Raw genomic sequence first — 23,895 nt, forward strand, 5'->3', positions numbered from 1 at the left:
GGGGCAGGGGTATTACCACTGATAACTCACGAAAATCTTGCCGTTACGGCCATCCTGCGGGATGCCCTGCGGGGACCAGTACTCTTTGTCGAAGGCGTTGCCCAGCACCAGGGTAGTGGTCACGCCTTTAAGCGCCTGCTGGCCCTGATAGCTGACATAAAAATCGTTTACCGCGTACCCAGGCTGGTGGCTGTAGCTGCTGCTCACATGGGTGGAACGATCGGCAAAGGTGCCAATCCAGCCCACGTTGAAGCCGCTCTGCGCCAGCGGGATGTCCAGCTTGCTGGAGACGGTATCCGGATTGATGCTGGAGATATACTCGCCGGTGTCGGTGTCTTTGCCCCGGGTGCGGTTATAGGCCACATCCAGGCTGAACAGGCTGGCGGAGTATTTCGCCATCACGTCCCAGCCCCAGATTTTGGCGTTGGGTACGTTGTACGACATGGTGGTCGCGGCGGCAAAATCGACGGTGGTGGAGATGTAATCTTTTGCATGGGTATCAAAATAGCTGGCTTTGAACTCCAGCGCATCGTTGGCAAGCATCAGATCGTCAAAGCGCAGACCAAACCCGTACTCCTGGGTTTCGTTGGTTTCCGGGCGCAGGTTCGGGTTTGGCACCCAATAGTTAGTGTAGAACCGGCCAATGGAGAAGTGTCTGGCGTCGTTGTACATCTCGCCCATCGTGGGCGCACGGAAGGCCTGGGCATACGAGCCGAACATCATCAGCCAGTCCGTTGGCGAGACGGTGATCCCGGCGCGGGATGACCATTTATCGGCGTCCACATCCTCATAGCCGTCGCTGCTGCCGCTGTAGTTATCGTAGCGTGTACCGCCCAGCAGGGTGACGGGCAGATCGCGCAGGGTGATCTCATCCTGTAACCAGCCGGAGCTGAAGTCGATGCGCGCATCCGGGAAGCCGGTTGTGGCGCCAGAAGGGGACTGCTCCTGACGGTAATATTCACCGCCATAGGTAAGCAGGTGCGAGGCGAAGGAGTCAGCGAACAGGCGGGTGCGGTTTTCTACTTTACCGCCTTTGGTGGTCTGTTCGCGATATTCGCCGGTGCCGTCAATATTCTGGGCGTTAATGCGCGCCTCAGACCAGTAGACCCGGGCATCAGCATTCAGCCAGTCGTTACCTTCCGGGGCGATGTGATACCCCAACTGGACATCACGCTGAATGGTGGAGCGGTCAGTCAGCGGGTTGCTGCTGGCGTCCGCCTCGATGGTTTGCGGATTTTTCGGCTCCTGCGCCGCGTTATTGTAATAGCGCAATGAGCCGCTCAGGGACTGGGCCCGATCGATCTGCCAGCTGCCTTTTGCCAGCATGTTGTTGATCGACTCATCATTCGGCGCGGTCTCGCCGCCGCCCTGACGGATATCGCCACGATCCCGGCTCGACCATGCCACCAGGCCATCGAGCGTATCGGTACGGCCAAAGGCGCTGGCACCCATGCCGAAGCTGTGATCGCCGGTAGCGGCGGTGCTGAACACGCGGAAGCCGCTGTTCTCTCCGGCCTGGAGCAGATCTTTTGCATCCGCGGTGTCATAGGCAATCACCCCGCCCATTGCGCCGCTGCCGTACAGCAGGGCGGACGGCCCGCGCACGATCTCGATACGTTTGATCAGAGCCGGGTCAAGGAAGGTGCTGTTCAGGTGACCGGTATCGGTGCCCTGGCGGACACCATCCACCAGCACCAGCACGCCGCGACGATCGTAGCCGCGCAGATTCACGTCCTGGCCGTTGGTGCGCCCGGTGCCGTCGAGCGTCAGACCCGGAACGTGGCGCAGCAGATCGGCGGCAGAGCTCGCGGTCTGGTTTTCCGGGGCGGTGGCGTCAATAACGCTCACCATCATCGGGGCCTCAAAGGCGCTGCGGGCGTTACCGGTAGCGGTCACTGTTATATCGTCGGCGGCGGCAACGGCCGCTGCCGGCAGGGCACTGATAATTGCCAGCGCCAACAGCGACGGGCGTATAGACGCGGTGTTCAGGTATGGCATAGCCACTCTCCATTTAAAAGTGAAAAGCGCTGGCTGCCTGGGGGGAACCTGGGTGGCTGGCGAAGATGCTTATTTTGTGAGAATTAATTTTCCGGCATGGGTCTGGCGCAACAGATAGTGCTGGCCGTCATGCTCGATAATGACGCGTCCCTCCTCGCCCAACAGCTGTTTACTGTCGATGCGACGATCGGTTGCGCCCGGGGCAGGCTGTGTTTTGTCTTCAGGACGAGTAAGCGTTGCAGCAGTGTTATCCATACGTGACATAATGTTTTTCAAAATAGCAATCAATGTAACAATGATAATCATTATCAACAAATCGTTTTTAACGGCAAGCGTTTTATGAAAAAACAGTGACGGGAGCGAGAGTTGGGGAATGTGCGGCTTGTAAAAAGCCGGGTGGCGCTGCGCTTACCCGGCCTAGAGGATCGTGCTTTTCCAGGCCCGGTAAGCGCAGCGCCACCGGGCAGGGGATTTAAAAACGGCTATCGACGGCGGAGGCCAGCTTATCCAGCAGCACTTCGGTATCTTCCCAGCTCAGGCAGGGGTCGGTAATGGACTGACCATAAGTGATGGGCTGACCCACCACCACTTTTTGCGTCCCTTCGCGCAGGAAACTTTCGGCCATCACCCCGGCAATGGCGCTGGAACCGTTGCGGATCTGCTGACACACCTCATCGCAAACGTCCAGCTGGCGACGGTGCTGTTTTTGACAGTTGCCGTGGCTGAAATCCACCACCAGCTGCTCCGGCAGGTCGAATTCGCGCAGGGTGTCGCAGGCTTCCGCGATATCCTGAGGATAATAGTTCGGCTGTTTGCCACCGCGCATAATGATGTGGCCATAAGGGTTGCCGCTGGTCTGGTAGATAGTCATCTGACCGTTCTTGTCCGGGGAGAGGAACATATGGCTGGCGCGGGCGGCGCGGATGGCGTCCACCGCGATGCGGGTGTTGCCGTCGGTGCCATTTTTAAAGCCCACCGGGCAGGAGAGCGCCGAGGCCATTTCACGGTGGATCTGGCTTTCGGTGGTTCTGGCGCCAATCGCGCCCCAGCTGATCAGATCGGCGATAAACTGTCCGGTCACCATATCAAGAAATTCGGTGGCGGTGGGGACGCCAAGCTCGTTCACCTGTAACAGCAGCTTGCGCGCCAGCTGAATACCGTGGTTTACCCGGTAGCTGCCGTTTAAATCAGGATCGGAGATCAGCCCTTTCCAGCCAACCACGGTACGCGGCTTCTCGAAGTAGGTGCGCATGACGATTTCCAGGCGTGCCTGGTGCTTATCCCTGAGCCCCTTCAGGCGCCGGGCGTAGTCCATAGCGGCATCGAGATCGTGAATAGAGCAGGGACCTACGATCACCAGCAGACGGCGATCGTCCCCATTCAGGATTTTTTCAATACGTTTACGTGACGTTGTCACGTTATCGGCCACTGCCGCAGATACAGGGTACCGCTGGGCCAGCTCTGCTGGCGTCACCAGGCTGTCGATACGCGCTGTGCGGAGTTCATCGGTTTTATTCATGGTATTTCTCGGAATGTAGTGCTTCATCGGTAACTTACCGGGAAGTGATGGGCATCACCTTAAACCAATCCCCGCTGATTTCAAGTGCAGGGCACAAGCGTGCCCTGATAGGGATGCGAGTATAAAGGATTGCGAACCATTGTACTAGCCTGTTAGTACATGCGGCGGCTCAGGCCCATGATATCGAGGATCTTGGTGGCGATCTCTTCCACTGAATAGTTGGTACTGTTCAGCCAGGGGATATTGTTTTTGCGATACAGGGCTTCGACTTCGGCCACCTCCATGCGGCACTGGCGCATCGAGGCGTAGCGGCTGTTTTCCCGGCGCTCCTCGCGGATGGCGGCCAGCCGTTCAGGGTTAATGGTCAGACCAAACAGCTTATGTTGCAGCGGTTTCAGTGCCGCAGGGAGCACGAGGTTATCCATATCGTCGGCAATAAAGGGGTAGTTGGCGGCCCGGATGCCGAACTGCATCGCCAGATAGAGGCTGGTGGGGGTCTTACCGCAGCGCGAAACGCCCAAAAGTATCACCTGGGCCTGATCGAGATTGCGCAGCGAAATGCCGTCATCATGGGCAAGCGTATAGTCGATGGCCGCGATACGGGCATCGTACTTGGTAATGTTTGCCGGGTTCAGACCATGGGTACGGTGCGCTACCGGGGTGGGATCAAGCTTCATCTCCTGCTGGAGCGGAGCCACCAGCGCCTGCACAATGTCCTGACAAAATCCTTCGCTTTGCAGAATGATCTGGCGGATTTCCGGAATCACAATCGAGTAGAACACCAGCGGGCGCACGCCCGTCTGCTGGAAAATGGCGTCAATTTGATCTTTCACCGCTCTGGCGCGGCTTTCGTTTTCCACGAAGGGCAGCGTGATGCTGTTGATGGAAACCGGGAATTGCGACATGACCGCATGGCCCAGCACTTCGGCGGTGATCGCCGTACCATCGGAAATATAAAAAACGTGGCGATCGACAGCATTATCCATTTTGCACACTCGGTATATCAGATGTAATTGACTGAAAGCATAAATTAAAAAAGTAAAAAACGACAGTCATCCCACGCGGTAAAATAAAAATGAAACGGTATTTTTATTTTTAATGAAAGGGTTGTTTCATTTTTCAGAATCATGCTAAAGACCGATGTTTTTTGTGGTAACTCATAGGAATCATGAGGTTAGCATTTAAGCGGGAACAGTCTGAAAAGCTAAAAAATAAAAGTGCTTACACGATTCACCGTTTTTTTAGTGCGAATAAATATGACAGTATAAATACGCAGTAAGGAATTTCTCAAAACCCGTTCATATATCATAAAAGGATTGTTTCGATGTCCAACAATGGCTCGTCACCGCTGGTGCTTTGGTATAACCAACTCGGCATGAATGATGTAGACAGAGTTGGAGGCAAAAATGCCTCCCTGGGTGAAATGATTACAAATCTGTCTAGTATGGGTGTCTCCGTACCGAATGGATTTGCTACCACCGCCGATGCTTTTAACTACTTTCTGGATCAAAGCGGCGTAAACCAGCGCATTTACGAACTACTGGATAACACGGACATTGATGATGTCTCCGAGCTTGCCAAAGCCGGGACTCAGATCCGCCAGTGGATCATCGACACACCTTTCCAGCCTGAACTGGAAAAAGCCATTCACGACGCCTATAACCAGCTCTCCGCTGATGATGCAGAGGCCTCCTTTGCCGTGCGCTCCTCCGCCACCGCAGAAGATATGCCGGACGCTTCGTTTGCCGGGCAGCAGGAGACCTTCCTCAACGTGCAGGGCTACGACGCCGTGCTGGTGGCGGTAAAGCATGTGTTTGCTTCCCTGTTTAACGACCGCGCTATTTCCTATCGCGTGCATCAGGGTTATGACCACCGCGGCGTTGCGCTGTCGGCGGGCGTGCAGCGCATGGTGCGTTCGGATCTGGCCTCATCAGGTGTGATGTTCTCTATTGATACCGAATCGGGTTTCGATCAGGTGGTCTTTATCACCTCCGCCTGGGGTCTGGGCGAAATGGTGGTGCAGGGTGCCGTCAACCCTGACGAATTCTATGTTCATAAGCCAACCCTGACGGCGGATCGTCCGGCTATCGTGCGCCGTACTATGGGCTCGAAAAAAATCCGCATGGTTTACGCTCCGACTCAGGAGCACGGGAAGCAGGTGCGGATTGAAGACGTGCCGCAGGAGCAGTGCGACCGCTTCTCGCTGACCGATGCCGAAGTGCAGGAGCTGGCAAAACAGGCGGTGCAGATTGAGAAGCACTATGGCCGTCCAATGGATATTGAATGGGCCAAAGATGGCCACACCGGCAAGCTGTTCATCGTTCAGGCGCGTCCGGAAACCGTCCGTTCCCGCGGCCAGGTAATGGAGCGTTACACCCTGCATGACCAGGGCAAAATTATTGCTGAAGGCCGTGCCATCGGCCACCGCATCGGCGCGGGCCCGGTGAAAGTGATCCACGACATCAGCGAAATGAACCGCATTCAGCCCGGCGACGTGCTGGTGACCGACATGACCGACCCGGACTGGGAACCGATCATGAAAAAAGCGGCTGCGATTGTCACCAACCGTGGCGGCCGTACCTGTCACGCGGCGATCATTGCCCGTGAGCTGGGTATCCCGGCGGTGGTTGGCTGCGGTGACGCCACTGAACGCATGAAGGACGACGAGAACGTCACTGTCTCCTGCGCCGAAGGCGACACCGGTTATGTGTACGCGGAGCTGCTGGACTTCAGCGTGAAAAGCTCCAGCGTTGATACCATGCCGGATCTTCCGCTGAAGATCATGATGAACGTCGGCAACCCGGACCGGGCGTTTGACTTTGCCTGCCTGCCAAATGAAGGCGTTGGCCTGGCGCGTCTGGAGTTCATCATCAACCGTATGATTGGGGTCCACCCGCGTGCGCTGCTGGAGTTTGATGACCAGGATCCGAAGCTGCAAAAAGAAATTCGCGAGATGATGAAGGGCTATGACTCGCCGAAAGAGTTCTATGTCGGCCGTCTGACCGAAGGGATCGCGACCCTGGGCGCTGCCTTCTTCCCGAAACGGGTGATTGTGCGTCTGTCCGATTTCAAATCGAACGAATACGCCAACCTCGTGGGCGGCGAGCGTTACGAGCCGGAAGAAGAGAACCCGATGCTGGGCTTCCGTGGCGCCGGTCGCTATGTCTCTGACAGCTTCCGCGACTGTTTTGCCCTGGAGTGTGAGGCGGTGAAACGCGTGCGTAACGACATGGGCCTGACTAACGTCGAGATCATGGTGCCGTTTGTGCGTACCGTCGATCAGGCAAAAGCGGTGGTTGACGAGCTGGCCCGTCAGGGGCTGAAGCGCGGCGAGAACGGTCTCAAGATTATTATGATGTGTGAGATCCCGTCCAACGCCCTGCTGGCAGAGCAGTTCCTTGAGCACTTTGACGGTTTTTCCATCGGCTCAAACGATATGACGCAGCTGGCGCTGGGTCTGGATCGCGACTCCGGCGTGGTCTCCGCGCTGTTTGATGAACGTAACGAGGCGGTGAAAGCCCTGCTGTCGATGGCCATCCGTGCCGCGAAGAAACAGGGCAAGTACGTCGGCATCTGTGGTCAGGGACCTTCCGACCACGAAGACTTTGCCGCCTGGCTGATGGAAGAGGGGATCGACAGCCTCTCCCTGAACCCGGACACCGTGGTACAAACCTGGCTGAGCCTGGCCGAACTGAATAAATAACGGTTTTGCTCTGCAAGTGAAAAGGTGAGGATATCCATCCTCACCTTTTTTATTTTCTGCCAGACTTGCTCTCCATCACAAATAAAATAAAAAACGAAATATCATAATTTGCCTGTTAATTTAGACAATTGTTAGCGGGCAAAGTGTTGCTAATAATTGAGCCTCGAATGCGCGTGATACAGATACTTGCGCAACTGGTTGAAATAAGTTTTAACCTGATAAAAAGGCTCATTAAAAATGACAATTTCCTCTGTATTGAGTACGAAGGATAAAATAGGCTATGGATTAGGTGATATGGCCAGCGCGCTGGTCTGGCAAACGGCAACATTATTTCTTGCTTACTTTTATACTGATGTTTTTGGCCTGCCTGCCGCTATAATGGGTACCATGTTTTTAGTGGTCAGGGTGGTGGATGCGTTTGTCGATCCCTGCATTGGCGCCCTGGTGGATCGCACCCAAACCCGCCACGGTCGTTTTCGTCCCTGGCTGCTGTGGTTTGCCATTCCGTTTGGCGTCAGCTGCCTGATTACCTTCTATGTTCCGGACGCTGGGGCAACGGCAAAAATCATCTATGCCTGCGTCACCTACGCCATTTTGAGTCTTATCTACTCCGCCATTAACGTGCCGTACTGCGCCATGCCGGGTGCCCTGACGCTGGACCCGCGCGAGCGCCACTCTCTGCAATCCTGGCGCTTTGGCCTGTCGTTTATTGGCGGCCTGATCGTCACAGTTATCGCCTTACCGCTGGTCTCATATCTCGGCAATGGCAACGTCCAGAAGGGCTATTTTTATGCCATGAGCCTGATGGGGTTATTAGGCATTATTTTATTCTTCTGCTGTTTCTTCATGACCCGCGAGCGTTATTCTCCGCGTAATGACACCTCGGGCTCAATGCTGACAGATTTAAAATTACTGGCCGGAAATAGCCAGTGGCGAATCGTTTTTCTGTTCAATATTCTCCTGCTCACTGCGGTGGTGACGCGTGGTTCCGCGACCATGTATTACGTGAAATATGTCCTGCTGCGTCCTGAACTAATTTTTGCCTTTATCGTTTCGGGAATGGTGGCTTCGTTAAGCGGTGCCTTATTATCCGAACGTCTGCTGGGGAAATTTGACCGCGTTCGCGCTTATCAATGGACCATTATTTCCTTCGTCATTTTTGGGGCGCTGATTTTCTTCATTCCGCCTTCGCAGGTCTGGCTGATCTTCGGCCTGAACATTGTGTTTAGCTTCATACAAAACCTGACCACGCCGTTGCAGTGGACCATGTTCTCGGACGTGGTGGACTATGAAGAGCACCGGAGCGGTCGTCGTCTCGATGGGCTGGTGTTCTCAACCGCGCTGTTTGCCATCAAGTTTGGTCTGGCGCTGGGCGGTGCCGTGGTGGGATGGGTGCTGGGGATGGTGGATTACGCACCGGGTGAGGCCACTCAGGCCCCGCACGTGCTCGCCACGATTAACGCGCTGTTCACGCTGATCCCCTGTGGCCTGTTTATATGCATGGTGGTCCTGCTGGCTATCTACAAGCTCAACAGCCGCCTGGTGGACACTATTGCCCGTGAACTCGCGAGCAAGCGTGAAACCCGTAACGAGGCAGGGCATCTCAGCCCGGCAATACATTCTGCAACTCAGGAGTAACTGATGACTGCTATCTACAAGGACGCGGGACGTCCCGTACACGAGCGTGTCGCCGATCTACTGGCGCGCATGACCCCGGAAGAGAAGTTTGCCCAGATGCATGCATACTGGCTGATCCTTGATGAAAACGGCAACCACCGCGAACGTAGCGATTTGAGCGATGAGTTTGCCGGTGTCAGCGCCCAGGCCTCGTTAACAGAGCGGCTGAAGCTGGGCGTCGGACAGATCACCCGTCCTTTGGGCACCCATATCGTTGATGCCAGAACCGGCGTGCGCGCCGCTAATCGCCTGCAACGGATGATGATGGAGGAGACGCGGCTTGGCATTCCGGCGCTGTTTCATGAAGAGTGCCTGGTAGGGTTGCTGTGTAAAGACGCGACGCTCTTTCCCTCCTCGCTGAACTATGGATCGACCTGGGATCCGGAGCTGGTGCAGCGAGCGGCTGAGCAGATAGGTAAAGAGGCGCGCTCGGTCGGCTGCCAGCAGGGCCTTGCGCCGGTGCTCGACGTCTCTCGCGACGTGCGCTGGGGACGGACGGAAGAGACCTTCGGCGAAGATCCCTGGCTGGTGGGAGTGATGGCGACGGCGTATGTGAAAGGCTTGCAGGGCGATAAGCGCGATCTGCTGGCGACCCTCAAGCACTATGTCGGCCACTCTTTTAGCGAAGGGGCGCGTAACCACGCCCCGGTTCATCTTGGTTTTAGCGAACTTAATGACACCTTCCTGCTGCCCTTTGAGATGGCGGTGAAGCTGGCGAACGCCGGGTCGGTGATGCCGGCCTATCACGATATCGATAATCAACCCGGCCACAGCGATCGCTTCCTGCTCACCACGGTGTTGCGCGAACAGTGGGGCTTTGACGGCATTATCGTGGCGGATTACGGCGGTGTCAGTCTGTTACATCAGCATCACGGGGTATCTCATGATGCAGCCGAGTCGGCAGCGCTGGCCTTTAACGCCGGGCTGGACGTCGAACTGCCAAAAGATGACTGCGCCCGCCATCTGGCTGAAGCCGTAGAGCGCGGGCTGATACCGATGACGAAAGTCGACGAAATCGTGGCTCGCGTGTTAAGCGAGAAGTTCCGCCTCGGACTGTTTGAGCATCCCTACGTTGATGAAAACAGCATTGACCTGCAAAACGGCGAGACCAGGCAGGTGGCCCGCGAAGTGGCAACGCGCTCAATTACCCTGCTGGAGAACAACGGCATTCTGCCGCTGACTGGCAAGCCGCGGCTCGCCGTCGTCGGACCTACGGCGGACGATCCGCTGGCGCTGCTAAGCGGCTACAGCTTCCCGGTTCATCTGATTATCAGCGACATGCTGGAAGAGACCGCGCAGGTTACCACCCCGCTGCAGGCGCTGAAGCACTACCTTGGCGATGCTCACGTTCAGTACGCGAAAGGGTGCCATATCATCGAAAAGCGCATGGCGGGTGCGCCGGTTTTCCCGGGGGACAGCAGCGGTAAACCGATGCAGCAATCACCGGTCTCGCAGGATACCAGCCCGATCCCGCAGGCCGTGCGGATAGCCAACGACAGCGATGTTGTCGTGGCCTGCGTGGGCGATCTGGCAGGCCTGTTCCAGAGCGGCACCGTGGGAGAAGGCTCGGATACGGACAGCCTGAATCTGCCCGGCGTACAGCAGCAACTGCTGGAGGCGCTGGTAGAGACCGGCAAACCGGTGATCGTGGTGATGACCGGCGGGCGGCCCTACAACCTGCAGGGGCTGGAAGCGCGCGTGGCGGCACTGATGATGGCCTGGGCGCCGGGTCAGGAGGGCGGCTGGGCCATTGCCGACGTGCTGACGGGGCGGAGCGAGCCCCAGGGCAGGCTGGTGGTCAGCGTGCCGAAAAGCGCCGGGGCCATGCCTTTCTACTATAACCACAAGCTGAAAAGCGGCGGTACGCCGTTTGCCTTCCATTTTGGTGCCCGTTATCCCTTTGGCTATGGTCTGGGCTGGACGTCATTCAGCTGGGGAACCGCCCGACTGGCCGAGAGCAGGGTGCCCATCGACGGCGAAGTGACGCTGAGTATTGACGTGAAAAACAGCGGCGAGCGCAGCGGGAGCGACGTGGTTCAGGTTTACGTCCGGGACAAGGTCGCCAGCCAGGTGCGACCGCTGCAGGAGCTGAAAGCCTTTCAGCGCGTCACATTGTCTCCGGGCGAAAGCGCCACGCTCACCTTCACGCTGCCGGTGGATCTGTTCAACTTTACGCGCCGGGATGGTAAGCGCGTCGTGGAGCCGGGTGAGTTTGAGCTGCAGGTTGGGGCATCGTCAGCGGATATTCGCGAGGTGGTGACGGTGAAGGTGACCGGAGAGGAGCGGGTGTTGCCGGGTGAGTGGAAGATGCTCAGCGATTGCGTAGTGAGTCAGATTTAAGGTGCATGGGTTCCCCCTGTGCTTAATCAGGGGGAGCTAAATTAAAATGTGTAAAAAAAAACTCTCCTCTTCTTGAATAGCACAAATCCCTCAAAAAATCGGTTCACATAAGAATATTCTTGCGCACCTGAAATTAGCCCAGTACCAGTAGATATACTTTGCGTAAATATTGCCCGGTTATTGATGGCCTTTATTTCGAAAAGGCCTGTTTACCGCTAAGGGTCTGGATAAAAGTTACTTCTGCCTGTTTGCTCATGCGACAGACAGGTGACTGAATTAACAAAGATATATTTCATTTCAATATCAGGCGTAACATCGGTAATGATGAAGATTGATAACACGATTATAACAGTCAATCCTGTGACAGAAATGATGGAATGAATTCCGTAAATAATAATTAATGATGATAACAACATTCTTTTAATTTCTTCAGGGAACCTGTTTAATGAAATATAAAGCTGCGGCAATGGCTTGTATCTGTGCAGTATCTTTATCTGCTTGCTGTACTATTGTCGATGGAACAAAACAAAAAGTCGCGATTAACACTGACGCACCTGCGTTATTCAGTGTCAGGAATGCTGATGGAATGGAAGTCGCTAAAGGTATTGCTCCTGCTACCGTTAATTTAAAACGTGGTGATGCGCCTTATCACGTAGAAGTAAGAAGAACAGAAACAAGCCCTGTAACCAGAGGCGATATTAATGATAGTAGTAATGGCTGGATGTGGGGCAACATCTTGTTTGGTGGCCTAATTGGGATTGGTGTGGACCACTTTGACGGGGCAAGTCGTGACCTTGATAAGCAGATAATGCTGGTCACTATGAAAGACCCTAATCACCCAGAGCAGAACGCTAATGATTTTCAGCATGTAGGAGCTTTGGGTGAAATGCCAGTAACACCTGTCACCATTAACAACACGATAAATAACAAGCAGGGATAACTGTATTTACGTTAAAGCCTGAGTTGAGATCGGTATTGAGAGTCCATTCCTCAGCGGAACGGATAGAGAACTGTCGAGCAGAATAGAAAGAGCACGAGCCATATACAGGGCACCGTTTATTATCTCTGCTGTTTGCTAAGTAGCATTTAGCTAACATACCTGCACCATAGCCAAAGCGTCGCGCATTACCGCAACGTGATAGTGGTAGGGAGGCGCTTTTAAATGAACGCAAAGAAACAGCTAAGAGATGTGGATTGGATTTCACACTCCCTGGGCGGTGGAATGCGCACCTTAAGGCGCAACACAGACTGGGCATCTATCCCTACCATTCACAAGCAGACGACGTGTTTGTGGCACTCACTTCGGAATACCCTGGACGCAATTTAAGTGGTTGATTTGCAGAGGGAGAAAAGGAGCAGCTTCTTTGTGCTTCACACAGTTTGCACACTAACGCTTTACGAAACCGGTAACTCGCTGAAAAAAAAGCCCAACGTGGGAGTTGGGCAAAGACTACACACAGCAATTCGTTGTTTCACTCAGGGGATTTCCATGCTTATAAATCAAGGTGTTGTTGATTCATAACCGTGACCTAATAGTAGGCATAGCGAATTTTTGCGTCGATCAGATTCGTCTCAATAGTTTAAAAAGCATGAAGAATTTATGTAGTGAATTGAAGTAAATATAGGTAAAAAAGGGTTAAGCGGCGCTTAAGGTAAATTCAATTGATAAGTGTTGCTTAACATTCTGGTGGGTGGCCCCACCAGAACGGGAACGTTACTTTTTCAGCTCGTCCGTCTCTTGAAGCGCGGTAAGCAGAACATCAGGATCGGTCGGCGGCGAGGGGACTTCATGAACCCAGGCGGAGAAGAGGCGCCAGGAGACGGCAAGCAGCACCGGCCCGATAAACAGACCTATCATTCCGAAGGCAATCAACCCCCCGATAACGCCGGAGAGAATCAAAATCAACGGCAGGTCGGCTCCCATGCGAATCAGCAGTGGGCGGATCACGTTATCCATTGTGCCCACGACGCAGCTCCAGACCAGCAGGAAAGTGCCCCATGTGGTATCGCCGCTCCAGTAGAGCCAGATAATTGCCGGCACCAGAACCAGCAGAGGTCCCAGCTGCATCAGGCAGGTTAACAGCATCAGCACCGTAAAGAGGGTAGCGTAAGGTACCCCGGCGATCGCCAGACCAATACCGCCCAGCACCGACTGCACCAGCGCCGTCACGACCACGCCCAACGCCACGGCACGCACGGCCTGCGCCGCCAGCAGCATTGCCGCGTCGCCGCGCGCAGAGGCGAGGCGGGTGGCAAAATGACGAACCCCGAGCGCCACCTGCTCGCCGCGCCAGTAGAGCAGGGCGCTGAACAACAGCATCAGCACGCAGTGCACCACAAAGCGGCCAAGGTGAGCGGCGGTACCTACAAACCAGGTGGTGGTGGCGCCGATATAGGGCCGCACTTTCGCCATAATGGCGCTGCCGCCCATATCCAGCAGATTATGCCAGCCGGCATAGAGCTTATCGCCAATCAGCGGGATGTCGTTCAGCCATGCCAGCTCCGGCAAGGTCATATCGCCGCTGGTAATGCTGGTGATGAGCGGGCCGCTGCCGTCCACCAGGCTGTTCACCAGTAACGCGACAGGAATGACAAACAGCAATACCAGCAGTAGCGTCATCACCAGCACCGCCAGCGTCCGGCGGCCAAACAGCAAACGCTCAAGGCGAATGAACAGCGGCCAGGTGGCGATAACCACCGTGCCCGCCCACGCAAAGCCGAGAATAAAGGGCTGAACAATCCACAGACACGCAATAATCATGATTGCCAGAAACAGCACCGACAGCAAAATTTGCGCAACGTCCCTGGGCTGGTGTCGATTGACCATAAATGAAATTCACCTTTTAAGTACACCGGAAGACCGGCAAGAACATGAAACCGCATCACTACAATCATTAGTGATTTCAGCGATTTTTAACAGGCAGATTCTGCCTGTAATTCTGTCGGGCGGATACGCTTAAAATGTGATACAAAATGTGAGACACAACGCAAACGATTATCTACAACTATTCAGATTGGGCAGGGTCGACAGTAATGATCCCACAAATTTCTCAGGCACCCGGCGTCGTTCAGCTGGTGCTGAATTTTTTGCAGGCACTGGAGCAACAGGGTTTTACCGGCGATACCGCCACACGTTATGCCGACCGGCTGACCATGGCGACCGATAACAGTATCTACCAGCTACTTCCCGATGCAGTCGTTTTTCCCCGTTCTACCGCTGATGTGGCGCTCCTTGCCCGTCTGGCATCCCAGGAGCGTTTCGCTTCGCTGATTTTCACCCCGCGCGGTGGCGGCACCGGCACTAACGGTCAGGCGCTGAACACGGGGATCGTCGTCGACATGTCCCGCTATATGAACCGCATTATCGAGATCAATCCTGAAGAGGGATGGGTGCGGGTTGAGGCCGGGGTCATCAAGGATCAGCTTAATCAGTACCTGAAGCCTTACGGCTATTTTTTTGCCCCCGAGTTGTCGACCAGTAACCGCGCCACGCTCGGCGGGATGATCAATACCGACGCCTCCGGCCAGGGTTCGCTGGTGTACGGTAAAACCTCCGATCACGTCCTCGGCGTGCGGGCGGTACTGCTGGGTGGCGATATTCTCGATACCCAGCCGATGCCGGTTCAGCTTGCCGAAACGCTCGGGAAGGACAATACCACCACCGGACGGATCTACCGCACCGTACTGGAACGCTGTCGTGATAACCGACAACTGATTATTGATAAGTTCCCGAAACTGAACCGCTTCCTGACCGGCTACGACCTGCGTCACGTGTTCAATGACGATCTCAGCCAGTTCGATTTGACCCGCATACTTACCGGTTCCGAAGGGACGCTGGCTTTTATCACCGAGGCGCGCCTCGACATCACCCGCCTGCCAAAAGTGCGCCGCCTGGTAAATGTGAAGTACAACTCCTTCGATGCCGCGCTGCGTAATGCGCCCTTTATGGTGGATGCGCGTGCGCTGTCGGTTGAGACTGTCGACTCGAAGGTACTCAACCTGGCGCGGGAAGATATCGTCTGGCACTCGGTAAGCGAGCTTATCGCGGACGTGCCCGACAAAGAGATGCTGGGCCTGAACATCGTTGAGTTTGCTGGTGATGACGCTGAGCTTATCGAAAGCCAGGTCGATACCCTCTGCCAGCGGCTGGACGAGCTGATGGCCCGGGGTGAGGGCGGAGTAATAGGCTGGCAGCTGTGTAACGATCTCGCCGGCATTGAGCGTATCTATGCGATGCGCAAAAAAGCGGTGGGGCTGCTGGGTAACGCCAAAGGCGCGGCCAAGCCGATTCCATTTGCCGAAGATACCTGCGTACCGCCGGAAAATCTGGCGGACTATATTGTTGAATTTCGCGCCCTGCTCGACAGCCATGGCCTGAGCTACGGCATGTTCGGCCATGTTGACGCCGGGGTGTTGCACGTCCGCCCGGCGCTGGATATGTGCGACCCGCAACAGGAGATCCTGATGAAGCAGATCTCCGATGAGGTGGTCGCCCTTACCGCGAAGTACGGCGGCCTGCTGTGGGGCGAGCATGGGAAGGGCTTTCGCGCGGAGTACAGCCCGGCCTTCTTTGGCGAACAGCTGTATAGCGAGCTGCGTAAAATCAAAGCGGCCTTTGACCCGAACAACCGCCTCAACCCTGGTAAAATCTGCCCGCCAGAGGGCATTGAGGCCCCGATGATGCAGGTGGATGCGGTTAAGCGCGGCACCTTTGACCGCCAGATCCCTATTGCCGTGCGTTCTTCCTGGCGCGGCGCCATGGAGTGTAACGGCAACGGCTTGTGCTTTAACTTCGATGCCAAAAGCCCGATGTGCCCCTCGATGAAGATCACCAGCAACCGCATCCACTCCCCGAAAGGACGTGCGACCCTGGTGCGCGAGTGGCTGCGTCTGCTGGCCGACCGGGGTGTGGATCCGCTGGCGCTGGAAAAAGAGCTGCCGGAAAAACGCGCCAGCCTGCGCACCCTCGTCGAGCGTACCCGCAACAGCTGGCATGCGCGTAAAGGGGAGTATGACTTTTCCCACGAGGTGAAAGAGGCGATGTCCGGCTGTCTGGCCTGTAAAGCCTGCTCCACCCAGTGCCCGATCAAGATCGACGTGCCGGAGTTCCGCTCGCGCTTCCTGCAGCTCTATCACAGCCGTTATCTGCGCCCGATGCGCGATCATCTGGTGGCGAAGGTAGAGAGCTATGCCCCGCTGATGGCCCGCGCGCCGCGTACCTTTAACTTTTTTATCAATCAGCCGCTGGTGCGCAAACTCTCCGAGAAGCATATCGGCATGATCGACCTGCCGCTGCTCTCCACGCCTTCTCTGCAGCGCCAGATGGTCGGCCACCGATCCGCCAACCTCACCCTCGAACAGCTTGAGTCGCTAAGCGCTGAGCAAAAAGCGAAAACGGTGCTGGTGGTTCAGGATCCCTTTACCAGCTATTACGATGCGCAGGTGGTGGCCGATTTTATCCGTCTGGCCGAGCGGTTAGGGTATCAGCCGGTGCTGCTGCCGTTTTCCCCGAACGGCAAAGCGCAGCACATCAAAGGGTTCCTTACTCGCTTTGCGAAAACCGCGCAAAAGACCTCTGACTTCCTTAACCGGGTGGCGGAGCTGGGGATGCCAATGGTGGGTGTCGATCCGGCGCTGGTGCTCTGCTATCGTGATGAGTACAAACAGACCCTCGGCGACAAGCGTGGCGACTTCCACGTGATGCTGGTACACGAGTGGTTGCCAACGGTTGTCAATGCACAAACCGTGCAGGAGACCAGCGGCGAGCCGTGGTATCTGTTTGGTCACTGTACCGAAGTGACTGCGCTGCCGGGGTCGCCGGCGCAGTGGTCGGCTATCTTTGCCCGCTTTGGCGCGAAGCTTGAAAGCGTCAGCGTCGGCTGCTGTGGCATGGCCGGAACTTACGGGCACGAGGTGGTGAATCATGCCAACTCGCTGGGGATCTATGAGCTCTCATGGCACCAGGCGATGCAGCGTCTGCCGCGTAACCGTTGTCTGGCGACTGGCTACTCCTGCCGCAGCCAGGTCAAGCGCGTCGAAGGCAGCGGTGTGCGCCATCCTCTGCAGGCTTTACTGGAGATTATGGGATGATCTGGAAACGCGCGGTCACGTTGCAGGCATTAAATGCCATGAACAAAGGGACGCTGGCGGGGCTGCTGGATATTCAGTTCACCCGTATCGACGAGACAGAACTGGAAGCGACCATGCCGGTCGACAGCCGCACTCATCAGCCGTTTGGGCTGCTGCACGGCGGTGCGTCGGTCGTGCTGGCCGAAACGCTCGGTTCGGTGGCCGGCTATCTGTGCACCGAAGGTGAGCAGAAAGTGGTGGGGCTCGAGATCAATGCCAACCACATGCGCGCCGTGCGCAGCGGTCGGGTGCGCGGTGTTTGTCGCGCGCTGCATACCGGCTCGCGCCATCAGGTATGGCAGATTGAAATTCTGGATGAGCAAAACCGTCTGTGCTGCTCGTCGCGGCTGACCACCGCCGTGATATGAAGTAAAAGGCCGCAAATGCGGCCTTTTTATATTTTCTATCCTCTTGAGATACCAGTGTTTACTGGCGGTCCGCAAGAAATGCTAATTCGCGTACCCAAATTTATGGGATTATTCCTATGCTCCTTCAAGAGCTAAGCCATATTGAGTGCCGGAGATAAGCGCCGGATGGAGCGAGAAGCCCTTAAGATTACACTCCAGTAGTCTTAAGGGCTTTCTGTTTACTGCGCTCAATAATCGTTGTTAATGTCCTGCATGGCAGACAGGATAACCAGACCGGTAATGACGACGGCAACGACGGCGGCTGTCACAAGTGCAATGAGCATTTCCCCTCCGTATGCGGCCCTTTTGCAGAAGCATAGCGCATCAGGAGACGATCGCCTCAGCCATGCGACTGAGATTCAGAATACGCTTACAGTGGAAGGAGACCCTGTTGAGGTGCGTTCTGCCTCCAGCGTCGCTCAGTATTTTGCGGGAAGTTTGATGATTTTTATCAGCCGACCCTCTTTCATTTCCACATAACCACCGGCTTTCAGATCGGCCAGAATACGCATCACACCGCTACGGGAGAGCTGCGTTTTATCGCGGATATATTTTTCTGCGGTGATCCTGGCGCGGAAACCCTCATCCTCGTCCATCAACTCCAGCAGCTGCTTTCGAATTAATTCATAGGCTGTGGGCGCTCCTGCGGGCATAACATGGTGATAAAGCCGGTTATAGACAAACATCATATGGCGGGAGACCAGCCCCCACAAATCGTTTTCTTTGCAGATGTCGTTAACTTTATCGATCGGAAGAACGCCAATTGTGCACGGCTTAATTGTTTTGAAATAGTCGTCAAAATAGATATCCGTCATGTTCGCCAGACCAAAGACTGCCGGGCTGTTGGCGGTGGACAGCAGCATATTGTTGCTTCGGCGATAGAGCGCCACGCTGCCCTCGATTATCAGATAACACATTCCCTGACCTTTAATACAAAAATCGAACTGTTCTCCCCGCTGAACGTGGTGAAGGGTCGCGTAAGGTTGCAGATGGGAAATAAGCTCCTGTGACCAGGGCGACCCACGCTGAACCGAACCGGGAGGCGTCGTTGGCGATGACATGAAATGACCTGTTAGCTAAGGGTGACGTAATGTCGGTTATTATAGTGCCCATCCGCTTTACCGAGCCCTTGTTAAGCGATGCGGATCAATATTTTTGCGGCAGATGATGAATATCGAGCAGCACACCCCGCTGCATGGCGATATAACCTCCGGTGCGTAATTCCGACAGGATACGCATGATCCCGCTGCGGGAGAGGTAGGTCCGGCTTTTGATATACGCCGCAGCCGTGGTGTTGAGTCGTACCGATTCAGGCTCCTGTAACAGCTCGACTAATTGCAGACGGATGATGTCGTACGCAGACATTTGCGATATCTGCGAGCAGTGCTCGTAAATGCGAGAAACGGTATAAATCAACAGCCGGGAAAAATACTCCCATAGCCCGTCATTGGCCACGAGCTGATTGAATAGTTCCAGCGGCATGCGCGCCACCTCGGCATCTTCCAGCGCTCTCGCGTATAAATGTTCCGAACATAGCTGGCTGCTGACGCCAATAATAAAGGGGGCCGATTCTGAATTCAGCACTACCCCGTCGCCACGGCGATGCAAGGCCACGCTGCCACTTAATAACAGCCAGCACAGACGGATATCCGCTTCGTAATAGTGCACCACATCGCCTTTATTCATCGTCACGGTCTCGGTAAAAGGACGAAGATGTGCAATAAGTTTGTCTATGTCTGCAAAAGGTTTTAACGCCAGCGAAGATATGTTGGGATTGGCCTTTACCGCCGTCATTCGGGTATTCATCAGGTGACCTCAATCTTACTGAAACAATCGGGTGTTCAAAACCGGGCGGGATTATCGTAAAAAGTATTGATACTGGGAATATCAATCGCGGGTCTAAAATTAGACCGGAATAAGTATTTGAGGTTTAACCAGATGATAAATAAGTGTTTTTATCATGTAGTCTATTAATAGACCCAGCAGCGTGGCGGAGGGCCCTATTCACGAGGAAAAGACAAAAGAAAAGTTCCTGGGCTGATGCTCAACGCTGAGGTGAGTGGGATGAGGTCGTTGCAGAGTCTACAACTAGACTGAAAAATCATTTGAGTTTAGAAATGTCTTTATATAAATTGCCGCCATGTGAGTAAAAAACAAGCAGCGCCTGGTACAGGTAGATATCGCTTTACCTCTTTTACTTACAAAAAAGGAATCAGCATGTCGGATATATAAAAATAAAAGGTGATACACACCTTATGGATGCTTTTGCCTAAAAAAATGGTGATAACAAACGTTATTAAGGAAAGCGTTTTATGAAAAAAACAATGATTGTTTTATCGACTCTGGCTGCAGTTTGTTCATCCTCTGCCTTTGCAGCAGCTGGTACGGTTAATTTTTCCGGAAATATCCTTGATTCCGCCTGTGATGTTGCTGTCGCTTCGCAAAACCAGACGGTAATTATCGGCAACTTTTATAGATCAGAATTTACGGAAAAGGGGGACAGAACCGCAGCAAAAGACTTCGACATTATATTAAAAGATTGTCCGGATACTGTTACATCAGCGAAAGTCCGTTTTGACGGTGCGCCGGATAAAGTCGATCCGAGTCTGCTGGCAATTAACAGTGCAGTTGAGGGGGCGGCGAGCGGCGTGGCGATTAATCTGATGTCAGCGGATAAAACCGATCTGCCACTGCACGGTGAGAACAACTATAACTATGATCTGAGCAACACTCAGGATAATACTCTGAAATTTTTTGCGCAGTATATTTCGACGGCATCAAGCGTGACCGCGGGATCGGCAAACTCCGTTGCCAACTTCTCTGTCGTCTATAACTGATTTCCTGACTGAACATCAGGTGGGGCCGGAAACGGCCCCGTTTTTACTGAGGTATGCGATGAATTTTGTTCCCAAATGCCTGCTCGCCAGCCTGCTTATTATGCCGGGCGTTTCGGCTGTACAGGCAGGTATCATTATAGGCGGAACACGTCTTATATTTGATGGCAGCAAAAAAGAAGCCGCTCTCAACGTGAAAAATCCTGACGATTCACCGTATCTGGTTCATTCGTGGATAGATGCATTGAGTGACAGCGCTCAGAAACCGCCTTTTATTATTACGCCGCCTCTTTACCGGTTGGATAAAGGCCAGCAAAACGTTGAACGGATTGTATTAACCGGGGCATTACCGCAGAACCGGGAAACGTTGTTCTGGCTGAATATCAAGTCGATTCCATCAGCTACCACAGCAGAGAACTCGCTGCAGATAGCGGTAAAAACGCGAATTAAATTAATTTATCGCCCGACTAGTTTAAAGCGCTCAACACCAGAGGAACAGGCGGATAAATTAATCTGGCGACGCAACGGGAATAAAATAGAAATCACAAACCCCACTGATTATGTGATGAATTTTAACGAAATCATCGTCGGCGGTAAAAAAGTGCCCGAGGTAACCTGGATATTGCCGCATGCACAAGCGGCAATATCCCTCCCTGAACAAACGACGACCGGAGCAGTGATATTTAAATTAATTAATGATTATGGCGGCACAGGGGAAGCGCATACGGCAAACCTGTGACAAGTAACAGGGTGACAGGTGATGTTCATGGAGTAGCGCCAGGATGGGGAACAGCGGATATAAAATCACGTTGCTTGCAGGATTTATAACTCTCGCACTGACTGAGGGTGCAAATAAAATTTATGCGCGCGAATATTTTAACCCTGAATTGATTGAGCTTGATAATCCTGGCATCGACAGGGCTGATTTAATCGGCTTTGAAACAGGTTCTCAGGCTGCGGGGGTTTATCATGTCGATATTATTCTTGACGGTCAGCTAACGGAGACCCGGGACGTCGCCTTTGCTAACGTCACTGACAGTCAGGGCGAATCGCGGCTTGAACCCTGTCTTAGCGTCGACGCGTTAACGCAATGGGGTGTCAAAACGGAGCGCTTTCCCGGGCTCAGTCAGCCAGGGTCTCCTTGCGCACGCCTGGACGCTATTCCTCAGGCCAGTACCGATTTTCAGTTTGCCAGCCAGCGCCTTGTCATCAGCGTGCCACAGGCCGCGCTGACGATACAGGCCAGAGGCTACGTCCAGCCTGCGCAGTGGGACGATGGGATCACCGCCGCCATGCTCAACTACTCTCTGAGCGGTGCACGCATCCTGAACAGGAACGGTGGCAGCGACAACACCCAGTACGCGAACCTGCGGCCAGGTTTCAATATTGGCCCGTGGCGACTGCGAAATTACGCTACCTGGTCACGAGACGGCGAAGGTCAGACGCGGTGGGATCATGTCTATACCTGGCTCCAGCGGGGCATTGTCCCGCTGAGTGCGCAGCTCACGCTGGGGGAAAGCTCATCGCCGGCAGACGTGTTTGACAGTATGCCTTTTCGCGGCATGCAGCTGGCCTCAGACGATGACATGCTGCCGGATTCGCTTCGGGGATACGCGCCGGTAGTACGTGGTATTGCCAGGAGCAACGCACAGGTGATTATTCGCCAGAACGGCTACCAGATTTACCAGAACTACGTCGCGCCGGGCACCTTTGAAATTAGCGATATGTATCCAACAGGCGGCGCAGGAGATCTCGACGTCACTATTAAAGAAGCCGACGGCAGCGTACAGCATTTTACCGTGCCGTTTGCCTCTCTGCCGGTATTGCAGCGTGAAGGGCAGCTGAAATATGCCGTCACCGCCGGGCAGTATCGCCCCTGGGATCATGGCGTCGATAAGACCCCGTTCAGCCAGCTGACCGGCATCTATGGTCTTCCGTATGGTCTGACCCTGTATGGTGGATTTGAGGGCGCGAGCAAATACCAGTCTCTGGCTCTCGGGATGGGCAAAAATATGGGCGATTTCGGCGCGTTTTCTGCGGACGTCACCCAGGCCTGGTCAACCCCGAAAGAGGAACACGCATCACAGGGGCAATCCTGGCGGACGCGGTACAGCAAGAATTTTGTGAAAAGCGGGACCAACGTTGCCATCGCGGGTTATCGCTACTCCACCCGCGGATATTACGGGATGCAGGAGGTGCTGGACGCTTATGGCAGCGACAGCGCGTTTAACGATCGGCGTCGTAATCGCGCCGAGTTAACCATGAACCAGACCCTGGGCAACACTCTGGGCTCACTGATGTTAAGTGCCGTGGCGGAAGATTACTGGAACGTCGATCAAACGAAGACCTCATGGAGCCTGGGCTATAACGCTTTCTGGCGCAGCGTCAGCTACGGTCTGACCTATACCTGGAGCGGCAGCGACAGTCGTTATGCTAAAGAGCAGATGGCGTCCTTTAACATCAGCGTGCCGCTGGCGGCCTTCCTGCCGCAAACCTGGGTCAATTACGCGGTTACCGTCAGTAAGAACAGGGGTGCCACCCACAGTATGGGGATGAACGGCACGGCGCTCGACAATAATGCCCTGAGCTGGAATGTGCAGCAGGGGTACGGCGCCGATAACCGGGACTACACCGGCAATATTAACGGAGATTACAAAGGCACCTACGGCGAAGCGACCGCTGGTTACAGCTACGACCAGTACAGTGACCGGTTGAATTACGCTCTCCAGGGCGGCGTGGTGCTGCATGCCGACGGCGTAACCTTTGCCCAGCCCCTGGGCGAGACCAGCGTGTTAATACAAGCGCCTGGCGCGGCAGGGGTAGGGGTGCAGAATCAGTCCGGGGCCAGAACTGATTACCGCGGTTATGCCCTGAGCAGCAATTTGACGCCGTACCGGAAAAACGACATCTCGCTGTTGACCGATACCTTGCCTGTTAATGTCGAACTGGCGCAGACGGTGCAGACGGTGACACCCACCCGGGGAGCGCTTGTGCGTGCCAGCTATGTCGCCAGCGTTGGGTTGCGGATCCTGATGACGCTCACCCGGCAAAATGGCCAGCCCGTTCCGTTTGGTGCCGTCGCGACGGAGAACGGAACGCAGAATGCGGGCTTTATTGTGGGAGAGAGCGGCCAGGTTTATTTAACCGGTTTGCAGCAGGATGTGAAATTAACGGTGAAGTGGGGCGAGAGTGAACAGCAGCGTTGCCAGGCTCACTACGCCCTGAATAACAAACAACCGGCCGGCGATATTATTCGTGCGGACGTTGTTTGCCATTAATGGAATGATT

The 23,895-nt window shown here is 54.7% G+C and carries 16 protein-coding genes and 1 other RNA gene; 9 read left to right on the forward strand and 8 right to left on the reverse strand.

The genetic code is table 11. The features are described 5' to 3' along the window. Positions 1-12: 12 nt before the first annotated feature. The 4 genes from MXM41_RS00120 to ppsR form a co-directional block, all read right to left on the reverse strand. On the reverse strand, positions 13-1,998 hold the full coding sequence (locus tag MXM41_RS00120; RefSeq protein ID WP_325929177.1) for a TonB-dependent hemoglobin/transferrin/lactoferrin family receptor: 1,986 nt from the start codon (positions 1,996-1,998) through the stop codon (positions 13-15). A gap of 69 nt (positions 1,999-2,067) precedes the next feature. Continuing rightward, a complete protein-coding gene (hemP, locus tag MXM41_RS00125; protein ID WP_181247255.1) occupies positions 2,068-2,304 on the reverse strand; it encodes a hemin uptake protein HemP in 237 nt (78 codons plus the stop codon). Between the two features lie 166 nt (positions 2,305-2,470). Further along, positions 2,471-3,517: a 3-deoxy-7-phosphoheptulonate synthase AroH gene (aroH, locus tag MXM41_RS00130; protein ID WP_325929178.1), complete on the reverse strand. Its 1,047-nt coding sequence runs from the start codon at positions 3,515-3,517 to the stop codon at positions 2,471-2,473. A 152-nt stretch (positions 3,518-3,669) separates the two neighbouring features. Further along, positions 3,670-4,503 carry a posphoenolpyruvate synthetase regulatory kinase/phosphorylase PpsR gene (gene ppsR / locus MXM41_RS00135; RefSeq protein ID WP_325929179.1) on the reverse strand — a complete coding sequence of 278 codons (834 nt, stop codon included), beginning with the start codon at positions 4,501-4,503 and terminating at the stop codon, positions 3,670-3,672. Positions 4,504-4,841: 338 nt separating this feature from the next. Between ppsR and ppsA the strand changes: the two genes are divergently transcribed. The 4 genes from ppsA to MXM41_RS00155 all read left to right on the forward strand — a co-directional run bounded on the left by ppsA (position 4,842) and on the right by MXM41_RS00155 (position 12,177). Continuing rightward, the gene (ppsA, locus tag MXM41_RS00140; RefSeq protein ID WP_325929180.1) at positions 4,842-7,220 is read left to right on the forward strand and encodes a phosphoenolpyruvate synthase; all 2,379 of its coding nucleotides are present in this window, start codon (positions 4,842-4,844) and stop codon (positions 7,218-7,220) included. A gap of 237 nt (positions 7,221-7,457) precedes the next feature. Continuing rightward, complete coding sequence (locus MXM41_RS00145) at positions 7,458-8,858, forward strand: MFS transporter (RefSeq protein WP_325929181.1); 1,401 nt, start codon at positions 7,458-7,460, stop codon at positions 8,856-8,858. 3 nt (positions 8,859-8,861) lie between these two features. Beyond that, positions 8,862-11,237: a glycoside hydrolase family 3 N-terminal domain-containing protein gene (locus MXM41_RS00150; RefSeq protein WP_325929183.1), complete on the forward strand. Its 2,376-nt coding sequence runs from the start codon at positions 8,862-8,864 to the stop codon at positions 11,235-11,237. Positions 11,238-11,682: 445 nt separating this feature from the next. After that, on the forward strand, positions 11,683-12,177 hold the full coding sequence (locus MXM41_RS00155) for a hypothetical protein (protein ID WP_325929184.1): 495 nt from the start codon (positions 11,683-11,685) through the stop codon (positions 12,175-12,177). 475 nt (positions 12,178-12,652) lie between these two features. On the opposite strand, the gene rprA is transcribed toward MXM41_RS00155, so the two are convergent. After that, positions 12,653-12,763: antisense sRNA RprA (rprA, locus tag MXM41_RS00160), an RNA gene on the reverse strand. Between the two features lie 188 nt (positions 12,764-12,951). Next, positions 12,952-14,064 carry an AI-2E family transporter YdiK gene (ydiK, locus tag MXM41_RS00165; RefSeq protein ID WP_325929185.1) on the reverse strand — a complete coding sequence of 371 codons (1,113 nt, stop codon included), beginning with the start codon at positions 14,062-14,064 and terminating at the stop codon, positions 12,952-12,954. A 206-nt stretch (positions 14,065-14,270) separates the two neighbouring features. Between ydiK and MXM41_RS00170 the strand changes: the two genes are divergently transcribed. Further along, positions 14,271-17,327, forward strand: a complete 3,057-nt coding sequence (locus MXM41_RS00170; RefSeq protein WP_325929187.1) for an FAD-binding and (Fe-S)-binding domain-containing protein — start codon at positions 14,271-14,273, stop codon at positions 17,325-17,327. Continuing rightward, positions 17,324-17,734: a 1,4-dihydroxy-2-naphthoyl-CoA hydrolase gene (gene menI / locus MXM41_RS00175; RefSeq protein WP_325929188.1), complete on the forward strand. Its 411-nt coding sequence runs from the start codon at positions 17,324-17,326 to the stop codon at positions 17,732-17,734. The genes MXM41_RS00170 and menI overlap by 4 nt, the downstream gene beginning before the upstream one ends. A gap of 458 nt (positions 17,735-18,192) precedes the next feature. On the opposite strand, the gene MXM41_RS00180 is transcribed toward menI, so the two are convergent. Both MXM41_RS00180 and MXM41_RS00185 read right to left on the reverse strand, forming a co-directional pair. Next, positions 18,193-18,834 carry a winged helix-turn-helix transcriptional regulator gene (locus tag MXM41_RS00180; protein ID WP_325929189.1) on the reverse strand — a complete coding sequence of 214 codons (642 nt, stop codon included), beginning with the start codon at positions 18,832-18,834 and terminating at the stop codon, positions 18,193-18,195. Between the two features lie 85 nt (positions 18,835-18,919). Continuing rightward, positions 18,920-19,579, reverse strand: a complete 660-nt coding sequence (locus MXM41_RS00185) for a helix-turn-helix domain-containing protein (RefSeq protein WP_325929190.1) — start codon at positions 19,577-19,579, stop codon at positions 18,920-18,922. Between the two features lie 506 nt (positions 19,580-20,085). On the opposite strand from MXM41_RS00185, the gene MXM41_RS00190 reads away from it, so the two are divergent. Genes MXM41_RS00190 through MXM41_RS00200 form a run of 3 tightly spaced genes read left to right on the forward strand, consistent with a single transcriptional unit; the run spans position 20,086 to position 23,885 of the window. After that, entirely contained in the window at positions 20,086-20,610 is a 525-nt protein-coding gene (locus MXM41_RS00190; RefSeq protein WP_325929191.1) for a fimbrial protein, read from the forward strand. 58 nt (positions 20,611-20,668) lie between these two features. After that, a complete protein-coding gene (locus MXM41_RS00195; RefSeq protein ID WP_325929193.1) occupies positions 20,669-21,346 on the forward strand; it encodes a molecular chaperone in 678 nt (225 codons plus the stop codon). 43 nt (positions 21,347-21,389) lie between these two features. Further along, on the forward strand, positions 21,390-23,885 hold the full coding sequence (locus MXM41_RS00200; protein WP_325929194.1) for a fimbria/pilus outer membrane usher protein: 2,496 nt from the start codon (positions 21,390-21,392) through the stop codon (positions 23,883-23,885). Positions 23,886-23,895 lie beyond the last annotated feature (10 nt).

This window comes from Leclercia adecarboxylata (genome assembly GCF_035787115.1).
Classification (GTDB): Bacteria; Pseudomonadota; Gammaproteobacteria; order Enterobacterales; family Enterobacteriaceae; genus Enterobacter; species Enterobacter adecarboxylatus_E.